General features: G+C 64.3%; 19 protein-coding genes. 6 read left to right on the top strand and 13 right to left on the bottom strand.

What is annotated here, in order from left to right:
• Positions 1–356 precede the first annotated feature (356 nt).
• The 7 genes from WS64_RS33630 to WS64_RS26140 form a co-directional block, all read right to left on the bottom strand.
• Positions 357–950: a peptidoglycan recognition protein family protein gene (locus WS64_RS33630; RefSeq protein ID WP_155720479.1), complete on the bottom strand. Its 594-nt coding sequence runs from the start codon at positions 948–950 to the stop codon at positions 357–359.
• A 14-nt stretch (positions 951–964) separates the two neighbouring features.
• On the bottom strand, positions 965–1,447 hold the full coding sequence (locus tag WS64_RS26165) for an Hcp family type VI secretion system effector (protein WP_059581512.1): 483 nt from the start codon (positions 1,445–1,447) through the stop codon (positions 965–967).
• 496 nt (positions 1,448–1,943) lie between these two features.
• Complete coding sequence (locus tag WS64_RS26160; protein ID WP_059581508.1) at positions 1,944–2,600, bottom strand: phosphorylase; 657 nt, start codon at positions 2,598–2,600, stop codon at positions 1,944–1,946.
• Positions 2,601–2,654: 54 nt separating this feature from the next.
• Complete coding sequence (shc, locus tag WS64_RS26155; RefSeq protein ID WP_060968169.1) at positions 2,655–4,628, bottom strand: squalene--hopene cyclase; 1,974 nt, start codon at positions 4,626–4,628, stop codon at positions 2,655–2,657.
• A gap of 12 nt (positions 4,629–4,640) precedes the next feature.
• Positions 4,641–5,894, bottom strand: coding sequence for a hydroxysqualene dehydroxylase HpnE (hpnE, locus tag WS64_RS26150; RefSeq protein ID WP_060968168.1), 1,254 nt, complete (start codon positions 5,892–5,894; stop codon positions 4,641–4,643).
• A 13-nt stretch (positions 5,895–5,907) separates the two neighbouring features.
• Positions 5,908–6,756 carry a presqualene diphosphate synthase HpnD gene (gene hpnD / locus WS64_RS26145; protein WP_060968167.1) on the bottom strand — a complete coding sequence of 283 codons (849 nt, stop codon included), beginning with the start codon at positions 6,754–6,756 and terminating at the stop codon, positions 5,908–5,910.
• Between the two features lie 258 nt (positions 6,757–7,014).
• Positions 7,015–7,347, bottom strand: a complete 333-nt coding sequence (locus WS64_RS26140) for a hypothetical protein (RefSeq protein WP_059581495.1) — start codon at positions 7,345–7,347, stop codon at positions 7,015–7,017.
• 205 nt (positions 7,348–7,552) lie between these two features.
• Between WS64_RS26140 and WS64_RS26135 the strand changes: the two genes are divergently transcribed.
• Entirely contained in the window at positions 7,553–8,437 is an 885-nt protein-coding gene (locus tag WS64_RS26135) for an alpha/beta fold hydrolase (protein ID WP_060968166.1), read from the top strand.
• Positions 8,438–8,452: 15 nt separating this feature from the next.
• Here WS64_RS26135 and WS64_RS26130 read toward each other — a convergent pair whose 3' ends face one another.
• The 3 genes from WS64_RS26130 to WS64_RS26120 are packed head-to-tail and all read right to left on the bottom strand — an operon-like array spanning position 8,453 to position 10,378.
• Complete coding sequence (locus WS64_RS26130; protein WP_059581488.1) at positions 8,453–9,394, bottom strand: GGDEF domain-containing protein; 942 nt, start codon at positions 9,392–9,394, stop codon at positions 8,453–8,455.
• Positions 9,391–10,017, bottom strand: a complete 627-nt coding sequence (locus WS64_RS26125) for a chemotaxis protein CheC (protein WP_059581485.1) — start codon at positions 10,015–10,017, stop codon at positions 9,391–9,393. The genes WS64_RS26130 and WS64_RS26125 overlap by 4 nt, the downstream gene beginning before the upstream one ends.
• Positions 10,010–10,378 (bottom strand): response regulator, encoded by a 369-nt coding sequence (locus WS64_RS26120; protein WP_011548759.1) that lies wholly within the window; start codon positions 10,376–10,378, stop codon positions 10,010–10,012. Before WS64_RS26120 ends, WS64_RS26125 begins: the two co-directional genes overlap by 8 nt.
• Positions 10,379–10,851: 473 nt before the next feature.
• Between WS64_RS26120 and WS64_RS26115 the strand changes: the two genes are divergently transcribed.
• Positions 10,852–13,101, top strand: a complete 2,250-nt coding sequence (locus WS64_RS26115) for a hybrid sensor histidine kinase/response regulator (protein ID WP_059581483.1) — start codon at positions 10,852–10,854, stop codon at positions 13,099–13,101.
• 68 nt (positions 13,102–13,169) lie between these two features.
• Here the strand turns inward: WS64_RS26115 and WS64_RS26110 are convergent, their stop codons facing one another.
• Positions 13,170–13,724: an NADPH-dependent FMN reductase gene (locus tag WS64_RS26110; RefSeq protein WP_059581481.1), complete on the bottom strand. Its 555-nt coding sequence runs from the start codon at positions 13,722–13,724 to the stop codon at positions 13,170–13,172.
• Between the two features lie 369 nt (positions 13,725–14,093).
• Here WS64_RS26110 and WS64_RS26105 point away from each other — a divergent pair, with 369 nt between their 5' ends.
• Positions 14,094–14,693 carry an RNA polymerase factor sigma-70 gene (locus WS64_RS26105; protein WP_059581479.1) on the top strand — a complete coding sequence of 200 codons (600 nt, stop codon included), beginning with the start codon at positions 14,094–14,096 and terminating at the stop codon, positions 14,691–14,693.
• On the top strand, positions 14,671–14,886 hold the full coding sequence (locus tag WS64_RS33620) for a zf-HC2 domain-containing protein (protein ID WP_081103926.1): 216 nt from the start codon (positions 14,671–14,673) through the stop codon (positions 14,884–14,886). The genes WS64_RS26105 and WS64_RS33620 overlap by 23 nt, the downstream gene beginning before the upstream one ends.
• A 153-nt stretch (positions 14,887–15,039) precedes the next feature.
• On the opposite strand, the gene arsC is transcribed toward WS64_RS33620, so the two are convergent.
• On the bottom strand, positions 15,040–15,396 hold the full coding sequence (arsC, locus tag WS64_RS26100; RefSeq protein ID WP_059644600.1) for an arsenate reductase (glutaredoxin): 357 nt from the start codon (positions 15,394–15,396) through the stop codon (positions 15,040–15,042).
• Positions 15,397–16,495: 1,099 nt separating this feature from the next.
• Here arsC and parA point away from each other — a divergent pair.
• Both parA and WS64_RS26090 read left to right on the top strand, forming a co-directional pair.
• A complete protein-coding gene (parA, locus tag WS64_RS26095) occupies positions 16,496–17,158 on the top strand; it encodes a ParA family partition ATPase (RefSeq protein ID WP_060968165.1) in 663 nt (220 codons plus the stop codon).
• 23 nt (positions 17,159–17,181) lie between these two features.
• Positions 17,182–18,243, top strand: coding sequence for a ParB/RepB/Spo0J family partition protein (locus WS64_RS26090; protein WP_060968164.1), 1,062 nt, complete (start codon positions 17,182–17,184; stop codon positions 18,241–18,243).
• A gap of 92 nt (positions 18,244–18,335) precedes the next feature.
• Here WS64_RS26090 and WS64_RS26085 read toward each other — a convergent pair whose 3' ends face one another.
• Positions 18,336–19,703, bottom strand: a complete 1,368-nt coding sequence (locus WS64_RS26085; RefSeq protein WP_006480193.1) for a replication initiation protein — start codon at positions 19,701–19,703, stop codon at positions 18,336–18,338.
• Positions 19,704–21,489: the final 1,786 nt, after the last annotated feature.

The raw sequence follows: 21,489 nt of genomic DNA, 5'->3' as shown, positions 1-21,489 counted from the left end.
GTACCATTTATTGTTTTTATAAAAAAGCGTTACTGCATCGCCTCTCGTGAAGATAAATGTAGCAACGCCACTTGAAGATAGATCCCACTTCCCCGAACTGCCGTCATCGAATTTCAAAGTTCCCGCCGCATAACACGAAGAATACCGTTCGTGAGAAAACATATATCCCTCGACCGGATATGCCCTCGTGAAGAAATTCCTGATCTGCTTGACCGTGGGTCGAAATCTCTTACAGACCTCCAACGCATCAGCCTCTCTGCTCTTCCCGGATTCGAGAATCTCGATATCCCTCACCCCTCTCGCCTGCGACGAGGAACAGAACAAGAAAATACACACAAGAAAAAAATACCTACACATCAATCCCATTTTGCAGTTCCCGCTTCTGTTTCCCTCTTGTACGACACCTCAGGATGCCTGTATATCTCGGAAAAAGATATTCCCAATGTTTCGCAAAGCTCCTTTACGAGCCACCTCAATGAATCATTTTGCCTGTCATTTACCACTTCGTATATTTTCGTTTCTCTATCCATTCGACCGACGATTTCTATCCCAATAGAGTCCGTATTTCCCGGATACCTATCCGGAAAACCCTTCCCATACTCCACCCCCGATAATTTTGCATATTTCCCCGCCATGCCAGACACCCTTTTAAATTCGGATGGACTACACTTTCTTTCCATAAGACACCGAGATTTGAGCAACCCGACATGGTTGGTTCTCTTGTACACTGAAGCGGTTTGATATATGGCTCCACTCTTGTCTATCAGGAAGTGCGCTCCATTTGCCCCACTTGCTGCATAGCTATTAAACGTACTATCAGCCGTGGTCCCGTCAGTTTGGTGAACAACGATTCCATTCACCTTTGCCATCGCGCTTCGCTCAATTGTCGAAAAAATCCTGACCTCGATGCGCTCCGCATCGACATGGCCTTGTTTTGAAATAAACAGCATTGCGCCCCCTGTCGCTAAATAGTCATGTTGGCCTTGATGTCGTAGCCCATGCTCACCGTTCCGCCATTTCCTCCCCGCGAGTTCTGAACCAGATATTCCTGTCTCACTTGGGAGAAGGATAGTCGAACCTCCTCGCGCGGAATTCTCATATTGGTGGTGCTAACCTGACTAACCTTGGTAACAAGTACGTCCTCCATCGTGACCCTGAGGTATTCGAGCGGCGTACCGCCAGCTTTGCGCATAACCAGCACCGCACGCTCAATATGCCTTCCTGTCAGGCAGCACTGGATAAGATTCGGTGTGGCACGGTCGATGTAGTGCTCGAAAGTCAGGTCGTCGACGATACTTCTGCCTGCTCCGCCACCACTTCCCATATGCATATTGGATTGCTGACTCACCGACCAATCCCACGTCAGCACTTCAATTTCATTCGAGTGATCTGCATCGAGCGATTCGCCCGCTATGCCCGCCAGCTTCAAGAAAATGTCTTGCGCCATTCGCCTCTCTCGCTCGGTAAATAAGAAAACCAAATCAACTCGAACGATGAAAGATGGGGCCCGACGCGTCAATCAGACAAAATCGAAAAGCAGAATCCAATTGCGTCGACGCACAGCCCGCCGGAATGAGTCCGTGGGCACGCGCTTATACCGGGATGAACCTGGAGCAAAGGAAGCTCACCGGGGTATTGACTGCCGATGAGCGACGGGATATCGGATGGTTGAGCGCCGACGGGTTACACAATGGCAAATAGTGCTCACCATACCGACGCACAAGCGCGAACACACTCTGCGTACGATGCCCGCGCGATTCCCGTTCGAGATTCGGGAATCTCATACGGACGGCTGTTCCGGAGACACCCACTCCGCTGCGGCTGCCATGCCGGTGCAGGCGCGCGCCGACTTCGTGCGCTCGCGGCTACGGCGCGGCAACGACAGTGCGTCGGTTCCGCGCGATCGAATGGGGAAGAAAGAAGTAAAGCGCGGCGAACGCCGCTCAGACGATCCGCATCGCGCCTGCCCGCTCGAACGCGTGGCGCGCCTGGATCAGCGTCGTGCGCGCCGCGCGCGCGTCGCTGGCGACCTGCAGCAAGGGGCCGAGCTGCGACGGCTGCTTCAGCAGTTCGCGCAGGATCGGCAGGATCGCCGTGCTGCCGTCGTCGCGCAGGCCGGCCGTCGCCGCACGCGGCAGCGTGCGCCACGCCGGATCGACGATCGCGCGGCACACCGCGAACGGGACGCCGCGCGCGGCCGCGAACGCGGCGGCGATGTGCGACTCCATGTCGACGGCCAGTGCGCCCTTCGCATGATGCAGCGACGCCTTGTCCTGTTCGCTGACGACCGGCGCACCGACGGCCGCGATCGTGCCGCGCGTGACGCGCGCCCACACCGGCGTGTCGTGCAGCGCGGCGACGAGCCGCGTGCTCCAGCCCGCATCGGTCTCCACGCGGCCGAACGGCCCGTCGATCGCGTTCGCGATCACGAGCGCGCCGGGCGTCAGGTCGGGCGCGAGCCCGCCCGCCGTGCCGAAGCTCACGATGCCCGCGCAACCGCGCGCGGTCGCTTCGGTCAGCGCGCGCTCGAGCCGGTCGGCCCGCGCGGCGAACACGGCCTCGACGCCTTCACCGCGCGCGATGCGCGCCTCGAACGCCATCCCGGTGACCGCGATGACGGGCAACGTGCCATTGTGCTGCGTCGTCGGCACGCGTTACATCCCGACCGTCACGCGCGTCGCATTGGCGCGCTTCAGGTTGCGGTAGCGCGCGAGCGCCCACAGCGGGAAGAACTTGCGATAGCCGTGGTAGCGCAGGTAGAACACGCGCGGGAAGCCCGTCGCCGTGAAGCGCGTCTCGTCCCACAGACCTTCTTCGTTCTGCTGAGCGACCAGGTAGTCGACGCCGCGCGCAACGGCCGGGTTGTTCACTTCGCCGGCCGCCATCAGGCCGAGCAGCGCCCAGGCCGTCTGCGACGCCGTGCTCGGCGCCTGCTCGTAGCCGCGGTAGTTCAGCTTGTAGCTGTCGCCGTCCTCGCCCCAGCCGCCGTCCTTGTTCTGGATCGACAGCAGCCACTGCGCCCCGCGCTTCATGCGCGGATCGTCCGGCGTCAGGCCGGCCGCGTTCAGCGAGCACAGGGCCGTCCACGTACCGTACACGTAGTTCATCCCCCAGCGGCCGTACCAGCTCCCGTCCGGCTCCTGCTCCTTGAGCATGTAGTCGAGCGCGCGGCGGGCCGGCTCGCTGTTCAGCGGCGTCTCGCCGAGCTGCGACAGCATCGACAGGCAGCGGCCCGACACGTCGGCCGTCGGCGGATCGAGCAGCGCGCCGTGATCGGAGAACGGGATGTTGTTCAGGTAGTACTGCGTGTTTTCCGGTTCGAACGCGCCCCAGCCGCCGTCGCTGCTTTGCATGCCGACGACCCATTCGCGCGCACGCGCCATCGATTCGCGATACGTGTCCGACTGCGTGAGCTTCTGCGCGCGATCCATAGCCATCACGACCACGGCCGTATCGTCGACGTCCGGGTAGTGCGCGTTCGCGTACTGGAACGCCCAGCCGCCGGGCCGCACGTTCGGGCGGCGCGAGATCCAGTCGCCGCGCACGTCGAGGATCTGCAGCGGACGCAGCCATTCGAGGCCGCGCAGCACGGCTGCCTGCGCACGCGCGTCGCCGGTCTCGAGCAACGCATGCGCGACGAGCGACGTGTCCCATACGGGCGACAGGCACGGCTGGCAATACGCTTCGTCGTCGTGCACGACCAGCAGCTTCTCGACCGACTTGCGCGCGAGCGCGCGGTTCGGATGATCTTCCGCGTAACCGAGCACGTCGTACATCATCACCGCGTTGGCCATCGCGGGATAGATCGCGCCCAGGCCGTCCTCGCCGTTCAGGCGCTCGTCGACGAACGACACGGCCTGACGGATCGCGCGTTCGCGCGTATAGCTCGGGAACAGGCCGTCGACCGCGCGCAGTACATGGTCGACCACGCGGAAGAACGCGAACCAGCCCGGGCTCTGGTGGCCCTGGCGCGGCAGCAGCCCGGCGTTGACGGGCGGGTCGATGAACAGCTCGTCGATGCGCACGCCGCGCGGGTTCTTCGCGAGCGGACGCTTCGCGTTCAGCACGAGCAGCGGCACGATCACGGTGCGCGCCCAGTACGACACCTTCGACAGGTGGAACGGGAACCACTGCGGCAGCAGCATGATCTCGACCGGCATCATCGGCACCGCGCGCCACGGGATCGCACCGTACAGCGCTAGCTGGATGCGCGTGAACACGTTCGACATCTCGGCGCCGCCCATCGCGTGGATCGCGCGGCGCGCGCGCTGCATGTGCTCGGCATTCTCGTCGTCGCCGATCACCTTCAGCGCGAAATACGCCTTCACGCTCGCGCTGATGTTCGGCGCGCCGTCGGTGAACAGCGGCCAGCCGCCGTCGGCCTGCTGGATGCGGCGCAGATACTTGCCGATCTTCTGTTCGAGCTCGAGGTTCGGCGTCTCGCCCAGATAGTGGACGAGCAGCACGTATTCGGCGGGAATCGTCGAATCCGCTTCGAGTTCGTAGACCCAGTGTCCGTCCGGTTGCTGCGCGGCGAGCAGCGCGTCGGTCGCACGCGCGACAGCCGCGTCGACGCCGGCCGGCACGGCGCCGGCGGACAAGGTAGCCATTTCGGTGAGATCGTTCATCGGTCCCTCTGTTTATTGCGTCTGGAGCACGTCCGCGGCCAGCTGGCCGGAACGGATCGCGCCCTCGATCGTGGCGGGCAAGCCGGTGGCAATCCAGTCGCCCGCGAGTACAAGATTGGTCCAGCGCGTACGCACGGCCGGACGTTTCATTTCCTGCGACGGCACCGCCGCAAAGCCCGCGCGCGGCTCGACGACGAGCTGCCACGCGGGAATGGCTTGCGGGTTCGCGCCGGTCACGCGCGCGACGTCTTCCCAGATGCGCCGCGCGAGCGTGTCGCGCGGCATGTCGAGCCAGCGCCCCGCATCGCGGATCGTCGCCGCGAGCTGGCCGTCGCCGGTGCGCACCGCGTCGACGACGCCGTTGACGACGGTCGTCTGCAACGGATTGCCGGCCGACGATTCGACCGCGAAATACGCGGTCACGGCCGCGCTGAACGCGTCGGGCGCGGTGAGTTCGGGCACGAGCGGCCGCGCGACCTCGGGCGGCACGGCCAGCACGACCGCGTCGCCCGGCGCGAGATCGATGCGCTCGCCGCCGACCGACACCGCGTCGACCGCATTGCCGTGCGCGCCGAATTCGAACGCATCGAGCCGCGAATTCAGGCGGATCTGCGCGCCGCCGTACTGCAGCATCCGCAGCGCCGGTTCGACGAACGCGCTGCCGAGCCCGCGGCGCGCGACGAGCGGACGGCAGCCGGGGCCGCCCGCGGCGAACGTGCCGCACAGCGCGGCGCGCGCGAGCTCGGCGCTCGCGTGGCGCGGCTCGATATTCAGCACCCCGAGGAAAAACGGTCGCAGCCAGCGATCCCACAGCACGCCGTCGCATCGCATCGTCTGCGCAAGCGATCGGCCCGTGCGGGCGAACGCGAGCGGAGCCAGCGCGAGGTAGTCGAGCGGCGTCGTGCCCGGCGCGCGCGACGCGGCATCGAACAGCCACGACGGCCAACGGCCGTTGCCGAAGCGTAGCGTCCAGCGCTGCTGCGACGCGATGTCCATCCCCGGGAATTCCGCCAGCGCGGGCCCCGCGAGCTGATCGGCCGCGCCGATCGCACGCAGGTAGCGCTGCGTCGCCGGCTGCCCCGCGAAAACCGTGTGCAGCCCGCTGTCGAGCGTCGTGTTCAACGTCCCGTCGAACCACGAGCGGCAGCGGCCGCCCGCGTGCGCATGCGCGTCGTGCAGCACGATGCGCCGCCCGCGACGTTGCAGCTCGACCGCGGCCGACAGGCCCGCGAGTCCTGCGCCGATCACGTGGACGGTTCTGGGCATTGCGTCGGTCGACTCAGAACAGCGCGTAGCGCGCGGCGATCATCAGCATGCGCGCCTTCGGCTTGCGCAGCGGTGCGCGCGGCGCGGCAAAGCCGCGTGCGATCGCGGCGTCGAGAATGCAGCGATACGCGCCCGACATGATCCGCGGCGCCTTCACCTGTGCACGCGGGCAGGTGTCCATCACCGCGTCGGCCTGGCGGAAGTGCTCGAGCGCGCGCTCGACGAGCGTTGCACATACGCGCGGCAACGCCGGATCGCGCACGATCGTCGCCGGATCGGTGATCGCGATGCCTTCGCGCGCGAGCAGCTCGCGCGGCAGGTAGCAGCGGTTGATCGCCGCGTCGTCGTCGATGTCGCGCAGGATGTTCGTCAGTTGCAGCGCACGGCCGAGGTGGTGCGACAGCGTGATCCCTTCGGTTTCCGGCATCCCGAAAATCCTCACCGACAGCCGGCCGGCCGCGCTCGCCACGCGATCGCAGAAGAGGTCGAGCGTCGGCTCGTCGGGCGCGCAGATGTCTTCCACCGCGTCCATCGCCATCCCGTCGATCATCGCGTGGAAATCGGCGCGCTGCAGGTTGAACGCGCGGATCTCGCGATCGAGCGCGGCCAGGTGGCGCGGCGGGCGGCCGGCGAAGCATGCGTCGATGTCCGCGCGCCAGCGATCGAGGCCCGCGTTGCGCTCGGCGCGCGGCAGGTCGCTGTCGGCGATATCGTCGACCGCGCGGCAAAACGCGTAGACCTGGAACATCGCATCGCGCTGCGCGGCCGGCAGGATGCGCATCGCCAGATAGAAAGAACTGCCCGATGTGACGGCAGCGGCGTCGGTTTCTTGTTCGTCCACGACGGAATGGGAAACGGCCAAGACGAGCTCCACGGAGACACCCACGCGGGGCGATTGAAGAAGCCATGCCCGGCTGGGATGGTCAGGGCGTCGAATGCGAGCGAGATATGCGAACGATCGACGCAGACAGGCACAAATTACCGGCCGGAAGCCGGAATTGGCCGAAAGTATAGCAATCTTTGAAGGTCGATGGCGGACACGCGCCAGGTCTGGCGGGGTGTCGAGCGCCGCCGCGAAGGCGGTGCGGCCGGCCTTCGCGAAGGGATGCCGCGCGGCGCGTCAGCCGTAGACGATGTCGCGCTGCAGGTCGAGCGCGATGAGCCCCATTTCACGCGTGAGCTGCAGCATCGAGCGGCGCTCGAGGCGCGAGCCCATGAAGCTCGTCACGCGCCCGTCGGGCTCGGCGGTGAACTGGAACACCGCGCCGCCCGTGCCGAACCACGCGCCGGGCACGTCGGGCGATTCCTGCCAGTCGATCTGCTCGAACACGCGTGCGATGCCCGCGCGCACGAGTTCACCTGGGCCGATCGGCGGCGCGATGTCGCCCAGGTCGTCGAGCGAATAGGGGCCGGGTTTGTCCGGCTTCCGATAGAAGAGATAGTCGACGTTCATGGGGTGCAATCGCAGGCAAACCGACAAATTAGCGCGCTTCGGCGCAAATTCAAATCAGATCAGGACGAAATGTGGCCTGTACGAGACAAATGGCCTGTATCGCGACGGCCGGTGCGAACCGGCGCTGGCTCGGGCCCGGCGTTCATGCCGGGCGGCGCGCGGCTTCGTCTAAGATGAACACCTTTCTCGAAAAAACACGGACACCATGGAGACGAACGACACCGCCACCCCGCAGTCCGATCATCCCGTTTTCGTGCTCGTGCACGGCGCATGGCATGGCGCGTGGTGCTATGCCCACGTGGCGGCCGCGCTCGCCGCGCGCGGCTACCTGTCGATCGCGCGCGACCTGCCCGCGCACGGCATCCATGCACGCTTTCCCGCGTCGTATCTCGCGCGTCCGCTCGACAAGGACGCGTTCGGCGCCGAGCCGTCGCCGGTCGCGAACACGACGCTCGACGACTACGCGACGCAGGTGATGCAGGCCGTCGACGACGCGTACGCGCTCGGCCGCGGCAAGGTCGTGCTGGTCGGGCACAGCATGGGCGGCCTCGCGATCACGGCGGCCGCCGAACGCGCGCCGGAAAAGATCGCGAAGATCGCCTATCTCGCGGCCTTCATGCCCGCGTCGGGCGTACCGGGACTCGACTACGTGCGCGCGCCGGAAAACAACGGGGAGCTGCTCGGCCCGCTGATGCTCGCGAGCCCGCGCGTGGCCGGCGCGCTGCGCATCGATCCGCACAGCGGCGATGCCGCGTATCGCGAATTGATGAAGCGCGCGCTGTACGAAGACGTGCCGCAGGCCGACTTCGATGCGGTCGCGAACCTGATGAGTTGCGACGTGCCGGCCGCGCCGTTCGCGACCGCGATCCCGACGACTGCCGCGCGCTGGGGCGCGATCGACCGCCACTACGTCAAGTGCCTGGCCGATCGCGTGATCCTGCCCGCGCTGCAGCAGCGCTTCATCGACGAAGCCGACGCGTTCGCGCCCGGCAACCCGACCCACGTGCACCAGCTCGACAGCAGCCACTCGCCGTTCGTGTCGCAGCCGGCCGTGCTGGCCGGCGTGCTCGCCGACATCGCGAAAAGCTGAGCGCGGCGGGCGCGGTCAGTCGGCGTACGCGACCGACCGATCGCGCCCGAGCCGCTTCGCGCGATAGAGCGCGGCGTCGGCCTCGTTGACGAGCACGTCGCAGGTCGACGCGCCGGCTTTCGCGCACGCGCCGCCGACGCTCGCCGTGACCGGCACGCTGACGCCCTCGGCGTCGACCGGCACGCTGCCGATCGCCTCGCGCACCTTGTCGGCCACCCGCATCGCCTCGTCGAGATTCGTGCACGGCAGCAGCAGCGCGAATTCCTCGCCGCCGAAGCGGCCGAACGTATCCTGCGCGCGCACGATCGACGCGACGCGGCGCGCCGTCTCGCGCAGCACGGCGTCGCCCACCGCATGCCCGAAGCGGTCGTTGATCGTCTTGAAGTGATCGAGGTCGAACAGCAGCACCGACAGGTCGCCGCCGTAGCGCTGCCAGCGCGCGAATTCGTCACCGAGCCGCACCTCGAAAAAGCGCCGGTTCGCGATGCCGGTCAGCCCGTCGAGATTCGCGTGTTCGCGCAGCTTCGCGACCGCTTCCTCGCGCTCCCGTTGCATCACGCTCACATGCGTGACGTCCGAGATCGTCACGCATACGGCCTCGACGTCGCGGCCGCGCGTGAGCGGCATGAACGTGCAGTCCTGCTGCATGTAGTCGACGCCGCCCGTGATCGGCCGGTCGTGCTCGAAGCGGAACAGGTAGGGCCGCTGCTCCCACGAGCTGAACGCGAAGCTGCCGAGCTGGAACACGCTCTCGAGCTTGCGCGACAGCCATGCGCGCGGCAGATCCGGAAAGCGGTCGAACAGGTTGCGGCCGATCACGTCGGCGGCGGGAATGCCGCTGTGGTCCTGCATGAAGCGATTCCACATCAGGACGGTCATCGAACGGTCGAGCACGAACAGGCCGAAGCCGACCCGCTCGATCACGAGGTCGCTCAGCGAAGGGGCGGCGGCCGTCATAGCGCGGACAGCAACGCGTCGAGCGCGTCGCCCATCAGCCGGATCGAATCCTCGGCCATCAGCATCACGAAATGCGCGCGGAACGTGTGGTCCTCGAGCCCGAAGTTCACCTCCAGCAGCAGCGCGACGCTCCACCCCAGTTCGTTCGGCTGGAAGACGTCGTCGAACGACACGTTCGCGCCGAGCAGCCCCGGCGGAAAGAACACGGGCTTGCGGCCGAGTTCGTCCAGGATCGACGCGACGCAGGCGCCCATCAGCACGTTCGCGACGTCGAACACGAGCTCGTCCGGCGTCGCCATCCCGCCGTACACGCCGTCGCCGAACGTGCGGTCGACGACCGACATGAGCCGCGCGACACCCGCCGTGCGGCACAGCACGATCGCCTCGCCCTTGATGTCGGAACGGAAGCCCTGGCGCACGGCGGTCACGTTGTCGTGAATGCCTGTCATCTCGCGCAGCGCGTCGCTCGCGTCGGCCGCTTTCACGACGCGCACGCGCGGCACCGACAGCTCGATGAAATGTCCGAGCAGCAACGCCAGCCGCGCGGCGGCGCGGCCCATTGCAAGGTTGGCGATCTCCTGCAACGCGTCGCGTTGCTCCGCCGTGAACACCGATTCAGGCATACAACCCATACTCCTTGAGAATGGGCAGCAATGCCTCCGACGTCACGGGCTTGGCAACGAATGCGATCGCGCCCAATTCACGCACGCGTGCTTGCGCCTGCGGCTGGATATCGGCGGATACCACGATCACGAACGTGTTCAGATCTTCGTGGCGCAGTGTTTCCAGGACCTGATATCCGCTCATGTCGGGCATCGTCAGGTCCAGAAACATCACGGAAGCTTTGCCGTCACGATAGAGCGCCAAGGCCTCGCGACCATTCGCTGCATACGCGACGTCAACGTCCCAATCCCCCGGCAGCGCCTTTGTCAGCAGTTTGCGAGCGAGCAGCGAATCGTCGGCAATTACAATCGGCAAAGGCATGGGGCGATGCGGTATACGGAATGGTCTCTCTCGCGTTAACGACCGCGCGGCGCACTTCTTTAGGTGCCATGCGTTTCGGGCGCGGGCAACCGCCTTGCGGCCGCGCACGGGGCGCCGCGACGCAGGTGCGCGCGACGCACCGCGCGGCAATCGCCGGCGGGCGCATGTATCTGTCATAGGGAAAGCAAGGCGCGATTCTCGGAGTAAACCGGAGGCGATGCAACTCGCCATATTCACCATTTCGAACAGAATCGATCCGATCGCGCGCCATTCCGAAAACAGGCGCGACCATTTTCGAGATAAGCACGCAAAATTTTTCCTTGTGTACGTTTGCGCTGCCGGATTCGTCGCGTTTTCAATCTGACGGTTTACCTCTGTCACATACGACAGGATTGCGCCCGTACGGCGCCGCGCGGCGGGCCGCCGCAACTCGTTTATGATGGCAGACACCTCCGCTTCACCCGCTTTCCTCGATGACGTCCGAACGGCCTGCCGACTCCCGCGCTCCCGCCCCCGCTCCCGCCGATGACTGGCAGGACGACGGCAGCTACGCGTCCGGCGCGCCCGAGCACGATTTCGCGGTACGCCGCGTGACGCTGATCGTGCTGCTCGTCGCCGCGATCGTGCTGCCGTGCATCTACGTGGCGGTGATGGCGTACAACGACCTGAAGGCGCGCGAGGCCGCGGCGAGCGACGTCACGATGCGCACCGTGCGCGTCGCCGAGGAGCATGCGCTCAAGGTGTTCGACCTGAGCGAAACGCTCGATGCGCGCATCGTCGATCTCGTGCAAGACATGGACGACGCAGCCGTGCGCAGCAGGGAATCGGACATCCACGAAGCGCTGAACACCATCGGCGGCGGCTATCCGCAGGTGGCCGCCGTGTCGATCTTCGGCGCGAGCGGAATGCTGCTCGCCAACAGCCTCTACTATCCGGCGCCGTACGCGTCGATCGCGAACCGCGACGACTTCGCCGGCATCCGCGACGGCAAGGTCATCGAACACATCTCGCGGCTGATGATGGGGCCGCTCAAGCTCGAGAACATTCCCGTATTCAACACAGGCGTCGCGCGACGCCATAGCGACGGCTCGTTCGCCGGCATGGTGTCGATCGCGCTGAAGTCGTCGTATTTCAACGCGTTCTACCGCGACCTGCTCGGCGGCGCGAGCACGCCGATGACGATGGCGCTCGCGCGCTCGGACGGCGCGGTGATCGCGTCGTATCCGCCGCCGCCGTCGCTCGCGCACACCGATCGCTCGGTCACGTTCGGCAATGCGCACAACGATCCGCGCGCGGGCGTCGTGCGCGTGCGCCACGACGGCGCGAGCAGCGAGATCGTCGCGTATCGCCAGGTCGGCAGCTACCCGGTCTTCGTGACCTGCGCATACCGCACGTCGGCGATCTGGCATGAATGGTACGAACACCTGAGCGTGCTGTTCATCTCGATGTTCGCGCCGTCGGTCGCGCTGTGGTCCGTGATCTGGCTGTCGCTCAAGCGGCTGAAGGCGGAAGAGGAGGCGTGGGACCGCTGGCAGGCCGAAGCGTCGATGCGGCGCTCGATCGAATCGGCGTACCGGCAGTCGCGCAAGATGCAGGCGCTCGGCAATCTCGTCGGCAGCGTCGCGCACGACTTCAACAACCTGCTGATGATCATCTCCAGCAACGTGCAGATCGCGCGGCGGCGCGGCGTCCAGCATCTCGACAAGGAGCTCGGCGCGATCGAACGCGCGCTGAAGAACGGGCAGTCGCTCACGCGCCAGCTGCTCGGCGTCGCGCGCAAGCAGCCGCTGCACAACGAGACGATCGACATCGGGCAATGGCTCGGCACGTGCCGCGAACTGCTGAAGACGTCGCTCGGGTCGAAGTCGTCGCTGGTCGTCGCGATCGAGCCGGGCGTCTGGCCGATTCGCGTCGACGTCGCGGAGCTCGAGCTCGCGGTGATCAACCTCGCGGTCAACGCGCGCGATGCGATGGCGACCGGCGGACGCTTCACGGTCGGTGCGCGCAACGTCACGCTGCGCCGCGAGGACGGCTTCCCGCTGACGGGCGAGTTCGTGCAGATCTCGCTCGACGACACGGGTTCGGGCATGGCGCCCGACGTGCTCGCCCGTGCATTCGAACCGCTGTTCACGACGAAGGCGCAGGGGATGGGGACGGGGCTCGGCCTGCCGCAGGTATTCGCGTTCTGCGAACGCTCGGGCGGCCTCGCGACGATCGACAGCGCGGTCGGCGCCGGTACGTCGGTGCGTCTGTACCTGCCGCGCGCGCGCGCCGAGGACGTCGTCGCACGGCCGGCGGCCGGCGCGCACGATGCGGGGAACGGCACGCTCGCCGGCCTGCACGTGCTGCTCGTCGAGGACAACGGCGAAGTCGCGGCCGGCACCGAAGCGCTGCTGTCGCTGCTCGGTCATCGCGTGACCTATGCGCCCACCGCCGACGACGCGTTGCGCCTGATCGAGGGCGCCGCGGCGAACGACGCGTTCGATCTCGTGATTTCGGACATCCACATGCCGGGCCGCATGAACGGCATCGATCTGGCCGAAGCGGTCGAGAAGCGGCCGGGGAAGCTACCCGTGATTCTCGTCACGGGCTATGCGGAGGAGCTCGACCGCACGCGCACCGTCAACGTCCGCGTGCTGTCGAAGCCGTTCGATATCGCGCTGCTCGACGAGATCCTGCTGGGCATCCGCGAAGCGCGCGACGCACGACACGCCGGCGCGTGACCGGCCACGTGCGGGCCGGCGCCGGCGCGACTGCGTGAACCGGCGCGGCGGCGATCAGGCCAACGACATCACGCCGATTTCAGCAGGCGCACCCAGCCCGCGTAGCGATCGACGAAGCCCTGCAGGAACTTGCGCGTGTCCTCGCTGACGATCTGCCCCTGGTCGTCGATGCGCGCCGGGTCGTGCTTGATGAACATCTCGGGCTGACCGAGCGTCTTCACGTCGAGGTACGCGAGCACGTTGCGCAGGTGCTGCTGCGCGAGTGCGGTGCCCGTCGCGCCCGGCGACGTGCCGAGCACCGCGCCCGGCTTGCCCGACCACGAATTGGAACCCCACGGGCGCGAGCCCCAGTCGAGCGCATTCTTCAGCACGCCCGGAATCGACCGGTTGTACTCGGGCGTGACGAACAGCAACGCGTCGGCGGCTTCGATCGACTGCTTGAAGCGCTTCGCGACTTCCGGGAAATTCGCGTCGTAGTCCTGGCTGTACAGCGGCAGCTCGCCGATCTCGACGAACTCGAACGAAAAATCGGCGGGGGCGAGCGAGATCACGGCGTGCGCGAGCGCACGGTTCGTCGAAGCGCTGCGCAGGCTGCCGACGACGACCGCAATTCGATAGGACATGGCATTCTCCTTCCGGTAAGTGAGGAATCGGAGCGATTGCTTCCGAATGGGCGACAAAGGTCTGTTTATAGGCAAGCCAGCCCGCGAGCCGTCCGACGGGGCCGTCCGGCCGACTTTCCACAAGGTTTTCCACAGAAATTGTGGATAACTCGACCGTTATGTTCCGACGTTACAGTTTGCCCGCCGCGCGGCGCCTTCGACGTGCGAGACGAGGGTTCGGCAAGCATAGCGCAGCGCGGCGGCCGGCTTCATGAAATCGCGACGGAACATGGCGTTGCAGGGCGGCACCGCAACCAGTAAGCTGCTCGCACCGCGATGCGCCCGTTCCGTGACGCATGCGCGATCGCTTCGAAACACGACGACCCACACATGCCGTCCGCATACGACGACCCCGCCTATCTCGCACAACTGCGGCACGATCTGCTGCGCTTCGCACGACTCCAGCTTCGCGATGCCGACGCGGCCGAAGACGCCGTGCAGGAGGCGCTGGCCGCCGCGTGGTCGCATGCCGGCGAGTTCGCGGGGCTATCGGCCCACAAGACGTGGGTGTTCGCCATCCTGCGCAACAAGCTGATCGACGTGCTGCGCGCGCGGCAGCGGATGGTGAGCCTGACCGCGCTCGATGCGGAGCTCGACGGCGAATCCGTGCTCGATCGCGAACTGTTCAAGGACAACGGGCACTGGGCCGCGCATGCGAAACCGCGACCGTGGCCGAAACCCGAGACGCTGTTGCAGCAACAGCAGTTCTGGATGCTGTTCCAGGTGTGCCTCGACCATCTGCCGGAGCAGATCGGACGCGTGTTCATGATGCGCGAATTTCTCGACGTCGAGATTCCGGACATCTGCAGCGAATTGACGCTGACGACGAATCATTGCAGCGTGCTGCTGTACCGGGCACGCACGCGCCTGCGAACCTGCCTGAGCGAAAAAGGACTGACGACCGAAGATGCTGCCGGGGAAATGTACTGACGTGACACGACTGCTGTCGGATGCGCTCGACCGGCCTCTGACACTGCACGAGCGCCTGCAGGTGCGTGTGCATCTGCCGACCTGCAGCGGATGCCGCGCCTATCGCGGGCAGATCGCGCTGTTGCGGACGGCCGCGAAAGCGGCCGCGGGGCGGGAGCCGGATGATGATGACGGGTCGTCCGGTGGCGGCTAGGGCGTGTTCACGCCCGAGGCGCCGCGATGTCGGCGTATCGTTCCGGTGACGGCTAGCAGGCGGCCTGGAGGTTGCGTCGGCCTGGATGCCGTTGCGCGTGCCGGGCCGGGCTGGGCCGCATCGATGCAATAAGAAAAATACGCCGGACAAGAATTATTCGAACAACGCCTTCACGGACTCGGGCGGTCGACCGATAGCCGCCTTGCCGCGATACACGACGATGGGGCGCTGCAGCAGGATCGGATGAGCGACGATCGCCGCGTAGGCTTCGGCGTCGGTCAGATCCGCGCGGGCCAGATTCAGCGTCTTGTACGGCTCCTCGCCGTCGCGCAGCATGTCGCGGACCGGCCGGCCGAGCTGCTGATGCAGCGTTTCCAGTTCCTCGACGGTCGGCGGCGTCTTCAGATACTCGACGACGGTCAACGGCGTGCCGGCGGTATTCAGCGACTCGACCAACGCAAGCGTCTCGCGGGACTTCGAGCATCGGGGGTTGTGGTAGATCGTGATCATCATTCAAGCCTGGGTGGGGGAGCCCTATATTGTAGCCACTCTGCATTGAGGGGCTTGCTGGCGTGGTTCAGCCGAGACCGGGGTGGCGTTCCTTTCGACAAGTGGCTGAGACGGTTCGGTTTAGCGACGCGCTGTGATGGGAGAGCGTGTCTCCGGTGTTCGAAAACGCTTCAAAGAGCCGTTGTTTATGCGCATAAAGCTAGAACATCTGGTGCGCAGGATTCGCGGACTGCAATTTGCCCAGCAATGTGTCGCACAGGTTATCTCCGATGGTGGGGGCGTGATGGCCCGGCGCGTCGAGTGGTTTATGCGCATAAAGCCAGCGATTTTTGGCCGAGGCGAGGCGCGACTCCGGGCGTGGACGTATGCGGCACAAGGCGGCAGAGGGCGATCGCTGTATCGATCAGCCACTCAGCGCGACATCATCGGCGGCCTGCCTTGGGCAGGTTTATGCGCATAATGCCGGCGATTGTCGGGCGGCGCACGGCTTGACTCGGGCCTTGGGCGATGCCGACACGAGACGGCACCGCGCAATCGCTGCAAACGACAGACCGTCCCGACACGACATCATGGGTCGCCTGATTTGGTGAGGTGTCGGCTGCGGCCCTTCATCGCGGATCATCGTTGCGTCTGGTTTATGCGCATAAACGCTGCGGGGCCGACAGAATGTCCCCTGAATGCCCGTTCACGGACGCAACTCAGGGACGCGCATTCGCCTTGGAGCTCGCAGATGCCCGGCACGCACGCTCCCCAGCCGAGTTCATCGCTTCGTCCGCTGCGGAGTTTATGCGCACAAACTCCCCGACTCGCCGACAGTCCTATCCGCCCCGGAAAGGGCAGAGCACCCGCGATATCCCCGTGACGAACAGGTGCCCGGCGATGTAGCGCGTGAAGACCATCCCACCACGCAGCCCATCACCCCTCTATCTTAGCTTCGCCACCTCCAACACACCGCCCCAACGAACTCCCCATCGTCGCCACTTCGTTTATGCGCATAAACCGATCGTCCGAATGGCCAATGCGTCGTTGTCGACCGACAATTTCATTGAAATTCAAATATCGTCCTGTAGAATTCCAACGACCAAAACAGGAGTGAAAATTGGCCGCGGAAATCATTGCAGTCACTCAACAAAAAGGTGGCGTCGGCAAAAGCACGATTGCCATGCATCTCGGCGCCGCGTTCCATGAAAAAGGGAAGCGCGTCCTCGTCATCGATGCTGACCGTCAAAACACGCTGGTTCACTGGTCGAGCGCATCCGGCGACAGCGAAAACGGCATCCCGTTTCCGGTCATCAATCTTGCCGAAGCCGACGGCCAGATCCATCGCGAGATCAAGAAGTTCATCAACGACTACGACATCATCGTCGTGGACTGCCCGCCGTCGATCACCGAGAAAGTCTCGGGTGTCGTCCTGCTGGCCGCATCGATTGCCGTGATCCCGACATCGTCGTCGCCGGCCGATTATTGGTCGAGCGTCGGGCTGGTCAAACTGATTCAGCAAGCGCAGGTGATGAACGAAGACCTCCGCGCGGTCTTCCTGCTGAACAAGACCGAAGAGAAACGCATGCTGACCCGCGAGCTCAAGCGTGCACTCGAGGAACTTGGCTTTCCGTTGCTGAAGACGCAGATCCCGACTCGGGAAGCGTACAAGCAGGCGATGGCGCTCGGTCAGACCGTGCTGCAAATGAACGATCGTGGCGGCAAGCTGGCCGCCTCCGAAATTCGCGCATGTGCCGACGAAATCGTCGCCATGCTGCCCTGACTTTATGCGCACAAAGGAGTCACATGAAACCCTCCCAATTTGCCAAAGGATTCCAAGCGCGCCCGGATATCACGACGAGCGAGAAGCGCACGGCGCTCGATCGGCTCAATGCGATCGACGGCATCGTCAAGTCCGAGACGCCGACCCCGGCGTCGACCAAATCCGCGAAGAAGGACATCGCACCGCCTCCTGCTCCGGAATTCACGATCGACCCGTCGATTGACGAATCGCAGCAATACCGCGCGTGGCGTCTCGAGAATCGCTATGCCCCCGGGCAGGTGATCGAGTTGCCGCTGAAGGCGATCAAACATAGCCCGTTCAACCCGCGGCACTTCTATCTGAAATCGTCGATTGCCGAACTCGCGGTGAACCTTGCGAAGCAAGGGCAGCAGCAAGCGATCCACGTGATTCCGGATTACGACAACCCGGGCACGTATTTCGTCAGCGATGGTGGCCGCCGCGTGCGGGCGCTGAAGGAAGCAAACAAGGAGTCGGTCAAGGCGATCGTGATCGACGTGCCGATCGGCATCCAGAGCTACAAGCTCGGCTATGACCTCAACGTTCAGCGCGATTCGCAGACGGTGTTCGACAATGCCGTCGTGTGGCGCCGCTTCCTCGACGACAAGCATTTCCAGAGCCAGAAAGAACTCGCCGAGCATCTCGGCCTCGACGAGTCGACGGTGGCCGTTGCGCTGTCGATTGGCAAGTTGCCGGAAGCGATCATGCAGGAAATGGTCGCGCGCCCCGATCGCTTCGGATCGAACATGGCGTATCAGGTCGGCCGCTATCACAACGCGCGCGGCACCGAGGCGACGCTGCGGCTGATCAACAAGATCGTGTCGGACGACCTCAGCACGCGCCAGGTCTCGGACATCGTCAAGGGCCGCGTCGCGGCGCAGGAGACGCCGAAGGCTGCGGGCCGTCAGCGCTACGCGCAGCGTCTCGAGATCAAGCTCGGCGGCAAGTCGGTCGGCGATCTGAAATCGTATGGCGAAGACCGCATCGAACTGCGCCTGCGCGGCCTCCCGAAGGATAAGCGCGATGCGATCCTCGAGCAACTCGAGCGGATGCTGTTGTCGGAGTAATGGAAGCGGCCGGCAGAGCCTGACACGGGCGCCGGCCCCGCCCGACCAACGGATGGGACCGGCGGCGGCCCGTCAGCGGGCCTGAGCGGGCCTCAAGCGGCCCGCGACTGGTTCAGCGTGAACGACAGCAGATCGCCGTCCGTCGGCTCGCCCCAGGTCTTCTGGGCCAGCCAGTCGAAAAAGGCCGTCTCGGCCAGCTTGGAATCGAGGCCGCGCTTGCGCCAGTCGTCGCGCAGATGCGAGCCCATTGTCGGCAATGCCTCGGACTCGAACGACTCACGCGCCACTTCGCGCTCCGCGTCGCCCTGCTCCTCGTACAGCACCTTCGCTTCCTTGCGGCGGAACGCCGCGAACTCGCTCAGCAGGCGAGCCTTCAGGTCGTCCGGCTGCGCAGCCGCAACCTTCGCGGACGGCGTGCCGGCAGGCAGCGCGTCGACCGACTCGACCGGCGGCGCATAACCCTTCTTCAGCGCGTCCTTGAACAGCGCCGGCGCGCTGCGCACCGGCGGCAGCGTCGTGCTGCGCATCCGCTGCTCGGTCATCTGCAATGCGGCGCGAATCCGGTTTTCCTCGCTGTCCGCATAGAGTGTTTGTGCTTCCTTCAGCGGGATCCCGAGTTTCACCATCCGGTCGACCAGCGTGCTGTCGAACACGTTCGGGTGTTCGTCGAGCGCGAGCATCGGCTGCTTGCGTTCGGTCACGCGAAACTGGATCTCGGCCACCCGACGCCCTTCGCGGTGCTCGATCAGTTCGACGAAGATGTTGGTGACCGCATTGACTTCCGCGATCGCGGGACGCAGGTAGTCGCGCTTGAAGTACTTGTACTCGCGCTTCGCTTCGTCGCCGGCTTCCGTGTCGGGCGTGCCCGACAGAATCGGCCGCCACCATTCCCACGGCTCGCGCATCGTCAGGTGACTCGGGTTCGTCAGGTAGCGCACGCAGATCTCGTACAGCGCGAGCCCCGCGCTGCTGCGCAGCTGGCTCTGGAACTGCAGGCTCAGGCGCGCATACTGGACCGGGTCGAGCAGCTTTTTCTTGATCTTCGGCGCGAACGAGAATTCGACCCATACGCGGCGGGTGGTCGGATCCTCGAGAATTTCCGCATCGGCAATCAGCGTGGAGATCCCCCACTTGCGGCCCGGCTTCTGGCTCGACGTCCCCGTGCTCCATTCGACCTGCACCGACACCATGCGGCGCAGGTGTTCCTTCACCAACGCGGTGTCGTTCGAATCGAAAGCGGAGTTGGCAACGATGTCCGACAGCAGCGCGCGATACGTATCGCCCGAATCGTCGGCCTGCTGCGCGACGGCCAGCAGGACATTGAACAGCTTGCGAGTGAGGAGCGTGATCTTGCCGCTCTTCGGCTGAATGGCGATCGCCTCGACGGCCTTTCGCAATTCGGCTGAACTGGCACTCACCACATCCACATCGGTTTTCTTGGCGCGCTTCGTCGTGGCCATACGTCGGGTCGGAGGAGAAGTTTCCCAGAAGGATAGCGCCTGCGGTGATGTGCGTCCAGAACGACATGCTCACCATAGCCGGTGAAGCGCGCCGGCAAAACGGCACTCACCCGAACCCCTCCCGAAAACGCTCACCGGTCGGCCAGGGCGGCGTTCCGGACTCTTCCAGACGTGCCGCGGCATGCGCCGATTCACAGAATTTCCCCTGTGCGCGACACGTGCGGAATTGGCTCCCGTATCGGCTCACCTTTCGATTTGTCGTAATTTTGCGACTGCGCAGCCGCGAGTTCGACACAGGCTTGCGACTGCACCTCACCGCCCGTCCGCGACTGAAGCACACCGGCCTGTATGCATGTACAGGCACGGCTCGCGAGGAAGTCGATTCGGCTCCGACATAGGCCAAAGCACCCCGGAAACCGGCACACGCGGCCCGAACAACGCTGATTGGCTGGCCCGGGCGCGCATTGTACAGCGCGCAAATCGTATCCGGTCCCGAAAATACTCACCTCGAGCACAGCAGGTCGATTCGTCCGGACACCGATAAATGCCCGACGGACGCGGGACCGAGCGCCAACGACTCCCGAAAACGCTCACCTTACCTATCAAATGCGGCACGGCGGTGGGCACGGAAATGGCTCCCGAAAAACCTCACCGTAACCGGCGCGGTATCAAAAACTCCAATCTCTTCCGATACTTATGCCCAGAAGGCATTTGGCTGTGCATCGTCGCGGTCTCCCGCAAAACCTCACCTTTAGGCCGAAATCCTTCATCAGACGACCGTAGGACCGCCCCCGAAAAATCTCACCTGTGCCAAAAAGTGGCACAGCAAAAACGAGATTTCTTCCAGTCCTGGCGGGCTTTTCGGCGAATTCGACCGGTGCCGGCTCCTGAAAAACCTCACCTTTGCCCATTTTTCGAGCAGATCTCTCTCCCGGAAAATCTCACCTGTAAGCCAAGCCACAGCCTGTGATCCATGCCCCGAAAAAGCTCACCTTGCGCCCAAAGGGGCAGGAAGACCCGGATTTCCCTCCCGAAAAACCTCACCTTTGGGGCATCACAGCCGCCGGAGAGCACTTTTGCTGTGCAAAATGGCGTCCGCTTCCCGGAAATCCTCACAGCAAATTCCCGTGGAGTCCCGTGAAACCTCACCTTTCACCTAATCTGCCCAAAAGATGGGCAGAATCGGGGCGCGAAACAGGTCCCGCAAATTCTCACCTATGTCTGCACAGGCAGAAAACTGTGCGGTCAGGCGCGGCGCGGGTTCCATGGCTGCACGGCCCCGAAAACCCTCACCTTTGGGAAAACTCGTGTTTTACTGTGATCCCGAATCCGCTCACGACCCTTCCTGCAACGGCTCACGCAGCTCCCCGAACCCCATCACGTCAGCTCCCGCAGAAGATCACCTTGGCTCCCGTAAAACTTCACCTTGTCGGCCGGAAAGCCTTGTGCCACAAGGCTGTGCCGTGGCGTTAACGTTTTTAACTAAGGGTTCAAGGGTGTTTACTTCTAATACTCTCAAGACCTCGGTTGACGAGTTTTCCACAGATACCCCAACCCCTGAACACCCACGGGCTATCGGATCCGATGTGATGTGAAACAAATGCCAAAATTCGGGATCCGCTGAAAAACGCTTGCTGAACAAAGACTTGGATGATTTTCTTCGCTTTGTTTCACGGAATCCAAGGCCACCTTCGGCCGAACACGTTCGCAGCGCTGATTTCGGTGCAAAACGACGTAAATTCACAACGGACCGTCGAAACAAGTATCAAGGGATACGTGTTTCGTT

This window comes from Burkholderia anthina (genome assembly GCF_001547525.1).
Taxonomy (GTDB): domain Bacteria; phylum Pseudomonadota; class Gammaproteobacteria; order Burkholderiales; family Burkholderiaceae; genus Burkholderia; species Burkholderia semiarida.
This window is presented reverse-complemented; position numbering and strand designations above follow the sequence as displayed.